We start from the raw sequence: 4,676 nt of genomic DNA, 5'->3' as shown, positions 1-4,676 counted from the left end.
TTCGCCGATCCGCCCTGACGCTTCAGCCATGCCATGGAACAGCCGGGCATTCGCCGATCCGCCCTGACGCTTCAGCCATGCCATGGAACAGCCGGGCATTCGCCGATCCGCCCTGACGCTTCAGCCGTGCCATGGAACGGGGTGGGTGCCTCACCGCAAGCCGTTCTGAGCCGCCCACCCGCTCCGGTAATGCCACCCCTGAGGTCTGCAGGTCTCCGCCGACAGGCGCCCGGGTTCGAGCCTCAGCCCGGCGGATCCCCCGGATCACTCTCGGTATCCCCCTCCGCAGACGCGTCGGCCGCGCGATGGGCCAGGCGGACCGACAGCGCCTCGACCTCGAAGGCGCTCCCGCCTCGCCACCAGCGCCGCCGCAACGCTCCCTGGACCTCGATCACGTCATCGACGGTCAGGCCCGTCAGTGCGTCGCGGATCGTCGGGTCGTAGGTGACGCACTCGATGGCGTCGGCGCGGCCCTTGGCGTTCTCCGGGACGGGACGGCGGACGGCGAGCCGCCACTGGGTGAGTTCGGCGCCGCTGGGCAGGAGGCGGGACTCCGGGGCCTTGGACAGGCGGCCGACCAGGACGACCTCGTTGTGGTGGGCGGGGACGCTCACCATTTGATCAACTGACATGTGATCCCCTTCTCTCGGGCACCACTGTCGGTGACTATGCTGCTGCACCGGCTGATCGAATGACGTTCTGTGAGAACCCGTTCTCGCTGTGAGGTGAGCTGTGGAAAACGTGACCCCGCTCGGCGGAGACGTGTACGAAATCGACACGAGGCTGGCCGGATACGCCGGAATCACCGCCGGATATCTGATCCTCGGTGATCGGCCATGCCTGGTGGAGACGGGGACGTCGACATCGGCACCGGTCGTCCGGGACGCGCTGGCGTCACTCGGGGTCGGGCCGGCCGATCTCGCGACGGTCGTCGTGACGCACATCCATCTCGACCATGCGGGTGGAGTGGGCGACATCTCCGGCATGTTCCCGGAGGCGGAGATCGTCGTACACGAGAAAGGGGCCCGGCATCTGGCCGATCCGTCGCGGCTCATGTCGAGTGCCCGGATGGTCTGGGGTGACCGGCTCGACACTCTTTTCGGCATGCTGAAGCCGACCGACGCGGCCCGGATCCGGGCGCTCGGCGACACCGGGGCGATCGATCTGGGCAACGGGAGGCGGCTGACCAGCCACTACTCCCCCGGGCACGCCAAGCATCACGTCGGCCTGGTCGATTCGCTGACAGGGGATCTGTACGTCGGGGACGCGGCTGGGGTCTACATCCCCGACACCGGTGATGTCCGGCCGTCGACGCCGCCGCCGGATTTCGACCTCGACACGGCGTTGGCGTCGATCGCCCTCTTCGAAGCGCTCGGGCCGCAGCGGCTGCTTTTCAGCCACTACGGCCCGGTCGACGACGTCGGATCGATTCTGGCGCGATCCGCCGAGGAACTACTGATCTGGGTGGATCTGGCCAAGCAGGCCAAGGGCGAGCAGCTCGACCTCGACCACGCCGTGGCCATGGTCGACCAGCGCACCCGTGACCGGTATGCCCGGCCCACCCCCGGCGACCAGGCCGCTGAGCACATCGAGATGCTCAGCGGCACGGACGCGAACCTGGCAGGGATCCTGCACTGGCTCGACCGTCCCGAGGCCTGATCAGGCTTCGGGCTTGTCCTCCGGCCCGTCGAGGACGTCGCCGTAGTTGGGCTCGATGAACGCCGGGCCGAAACCGGGCTCCTCGGTCGCCTTCTTCTCGGTCACGACCTCGGCCTTCGCCGGAGCCGGAGCCGGGGCAGGGGCGGGAGCAGGGGCCTGCTTCTCGTCGAAGTCGTCGTCATCTTCGAAGTCCGAGTCGTCCTCATCCGAGGCGACATCGGCGGACTCGTCGTCGGAAGTGTGACCAGCGACGACCACACCGGTGGGGTCGGCCGCACGGGCAGCCACGGCGTCGTCGGACTCGTCATCGTCGAGGTCCTCGTCGTCATCGAGGTCGTCCTCGGCGCCGTCGGCACTCGCCGCAGGCTCGTCGCCCAGGTCGTCGATGGCGCCCTCGTCGTCGATGTCGTCCTCTTCGAGGTCCTCGATCAGGGCTCCGGTGAGCTCGGCGTAGCGCTCGGCCGCGTCGGTCTCGCCGTCCTCGTCGAACGAGGCGGCGCGGCCGAACCAGTCGGTCGCGGCGCTCGCGTGGCCGGCCGCCGCGAGGGCGTCGGCGTAGGCGAAGGCCAGGCGGGCCGACCACTCACGCGGCTGCGGGTCGCGCAGCTCGGTCAGGCGCTGGAGGGTCACGACGGCCGCGTCGAGCTGGCCCAGGTCGCGCCGGGCACCCGACTCGACGATGGCCAGTTCGATCTTGCCGGCCCGGTCGAGCTTCTCCGCTTCCTTGGACTTCACCAGGTCGAGCGCACGCTCCGGCCGGCCCATGCCGCGCTCGCAGTCGGCCATGACCGGCAGGAACGCCTCCGACCCGGTCATCCGCCGGGCGGCGCGCAGGTCGCTGAGCGCCTCGGCGTACTGTCCGGCGTGGTAGGCGGCGATGCCCACCGCCTCCCGGACGACGCCGATGCGTCCCGCGAACCGCCGCGCGACCTTGGCGTGCTCGTAGGCCTTCTCGACGTCTTCCGCCGCCAGGGCGCGCGTCGCCTGCACCAGGTGCAGGGCCACCAGCTCGGCGAGGTCGCCCGGCAGCGACTTCAGCTCCGAGCGGGCGTCCTTGTCGAGCTCGTCCGCGGTGATGTCCGCCTCGAGCTCGGGCAGCACCTCGTTCTCGCGCCGCGGCTCCTCTTCACGCCCATAGCGTGTACGGCTACCGCTCCGGTCATCACCGAACGACCGCTGCGGCCGGTCATCCCGGTCACGGTCGCCGAACGAGCGCTGGGGCCGGTCGCCCCGGTCGTTGTACGGACGCTGCGGCCGGTCACCACGGTCGCCGAAGGACCGCTGAGGCCGATCGCCGCGGTCACCGGAGGGCCGCTGGGGCCGGTCATCCCGATTCTGGTACGGCCGCTGCGGGCGATCCCCCGCCCGGAACCGATCCCGGTCACCATAGACGGGCTTGTCGCCACGGTCGCCGGACGGCCGCTGAGGGCGGTCGCCCCGGTCCTGGAAGGACCGCTGGGGCCGGTCGTCGCGGTTCTGGTAAGGCCGCTGAGGCCGGTCGTCGCGGTCACCGTAGGAGCGCTGCGGCCGGTCGTCGCGGTTCTGGAACGGCCGCGACTGCCGGTCGTCCCGATCGCCGTACGAACGCTGGGGACGGTCGCCCCGATCCTGGAAGGACCGCTGGGGACGGTCACCCCGGTCACCGTAGGAACGCGGCGGCCGGTCATCGCGGTCGCCCGCCGGACGCTGCGGACGGTCGTCACGGTTCTGGAAACCACGACGGTCGTCACGGTCGCCGTACGAACGCTGCGGCCGGTCACCCCGGTCACCATAGGGCCGCTGGGGCCGGTCGCCACGGTCGTTGAAAGACCGCTGAGGCCGATCGTCGCGGTCACCGTAGGACCGCTGAGGGCGGTCACCACGGTCGTTGAACGGCCTCTGGGGCCGGTCACCACGGTCGTTGAAGGGACGCTGCGGCCGATCGCCGCGGTCACCGAAAGAGCGCTGAGGACGGTCACCCCGGTCATTGAACGGCCTCTGAGGCCGGTCACCGCGATCACCATAGGGACGCGCCGGCCGATCGCCACGGTCGTTGAAGGGACGCTGGGGACGGTCACCCCGGTCACCGAAAGACCGCTGAGGACGGTCGCCCCGGTCGTTGAACGGCCTCTGGGGCCGGTCACCACGATCGTTGAAGGAGCGCTGGGGACGGTCACCCCGGTCACCGTAGGGACGCTGGGGACGGTCACCACGGTCGCCATACGGACGCGCGGGCCGGTCGCCACGGTCATTGAAGGGACGCTGCGGCCGATCACCACGGTCACCGAAGGAGCGCTGGGGACGGTCGCCACGGTCGCCGGACGGGCGCTGCGGGCGGTCGTCGCGGTCGCCATAGGACCGCTGGGGACGGTCGCCACGATCGTTGAAGGGACGCTGCGGCCGGTCGCCGCGGTCACCGAAAGGTCGCTGGGGACGGTCACCACGGTCACCCGACGGCCGCTGGGGGCGGGAGTCGCGCACGCCGTATCGGCCGCCGAAGCCGCCGCTGCGGGACTCGTCGCGGTCGCGGTAGCCGCCTCGGCTGTCCGCGCGGAAGGGGCGCGCGCCCCGGTCGTTCTGGCCCTCTACCTGGCCACCTCTGCCGCCGGCGCCGCCGCGTCCTTCGCTGCGGCCGTCACCGCCTCGGCCATACCTGTCGCCGTCCCGGCCACCGGCCGGACGGTCGTTGCTCTCATCGCCACGGCCCGCGCCGTCACGCCCGTCTTCTCTGTTCACTTTGATCCTCTGTTGCTCCACCGCGTACGGATCTACGTCTCAGCCTGAGAGGCGGGTGCGCGGTATGGGCACTGTTGTGGGTCGCGTTATTCCTCTGACGCGACGAAGGCCACCCGTTCGTCAGGGTGGCCCGGCTACGCCAGCCTAGCAAGTCTTCGCTGGTGATGCGGACCTGCCCGGAAACGACGAAAGCCCGACCAATTCTGGTCGGGCTTTCGTGTGAAAATTGTCCGGCGGTGTCCTACTCTCCCACACCGTCCCCGGTGCAGTACCATCGGCGCTGGAGGGCTTAACTTCCGGGT

At 70.3% G+C, this 4,676-nt stretch carries 4 protein-coding genes and 1 rRNA gene; 2 read left to right on the top strand and 3 right to left on the bottom strand.

Translation table 11 applies throughout. The features are described from left to right. Positions 1-242 precede the first annotated feature (242 nt). Positions 243-632: a single-stranded DNA-binding protein gene (locus ACYQ78_RS31450; RefSeq protein WP_459804577.1), complete on the bottom strand. Its 390-nt coding sequence runs from the start codon at positions 630-632 to the stop codon at positions 243-245. A gap of 100 nt (positions 633-732) precedes the next feature. Between ACYQ78_RS31450 and ACYQ78_RS31445 the strand changes: the two genes are divergently transcribed. After that, the gene (locus ACYQ78_RS31445) at positions 733-1,659 is read left to right on the top strand and encodes an MBL fold metallo-hydrolase (protein WP_459804576.1); all 927 of its coding nucleotides are present in this window, start codon (positions 733-735) and stop codon (positions 1,657-1,659) included. Here ACYQ78_RS31445 and ACYQ78_RS31440 read toward each other — a convergent pair whose 3' ends face one another. Next, positions 1,660-2,760: a hypothetical protein gene (locus ACYQ78_RS31440; RefSeq protein WP_459804575.1), complete on the bottom strand. Its 1,101-nt coding sequence runs from the start codon at positions 2,758-2,760 to the stop codon at positions 1,660-1,662. Here ACYQ78_RS31440 and ACYQ78_RS31435 point away from each other — a divergent pair. Then, positions 2,653-4,422: a hypothetical protein gene (locus ACYQ78_RS31435; RefSeq protein WP_459804574.1), complete on the top strand. Its 1,770-nt coding sequence runs from the start codon at positions 2,653-2,655 to the stop codon at positions 4,420-4,422. The two genes, ACYQ78_RS31440 and ACYQ78_RS31435, sit on opposite strands and share 108 nt — an antisense overlap. A gap of 180 nt (positions 4,423-4,602) precedes the next feature. Here ACYQ78_RS31435 and rrf read toward each other — a convergent pair. Continuing rightward, positions 4,603-4,676: ribosomal RNA gene (rrf, locus tag ACYQ78_RS31430) — 5S ribosomal RNA — on the bottom strand; the annotation flags it as partial.

The organism is Herbidospora sp. RD11066, assembly GCF_054661255.1.
The sequence above is the reverse complement of the archived record's forward strand: the minus strand, read 5'-3'. Positions and strand labels throughout refer to the sequence as shown.

Coding starts and splice junctions, on each gene's coding strand:
- ACYQ78_RS31450 (WP_459804577.1), bottom strand. CDS start 632: ATGTCAGTTGATCAAATGGTGAGCGTCCCCGCCCACCACAACGAGGTC.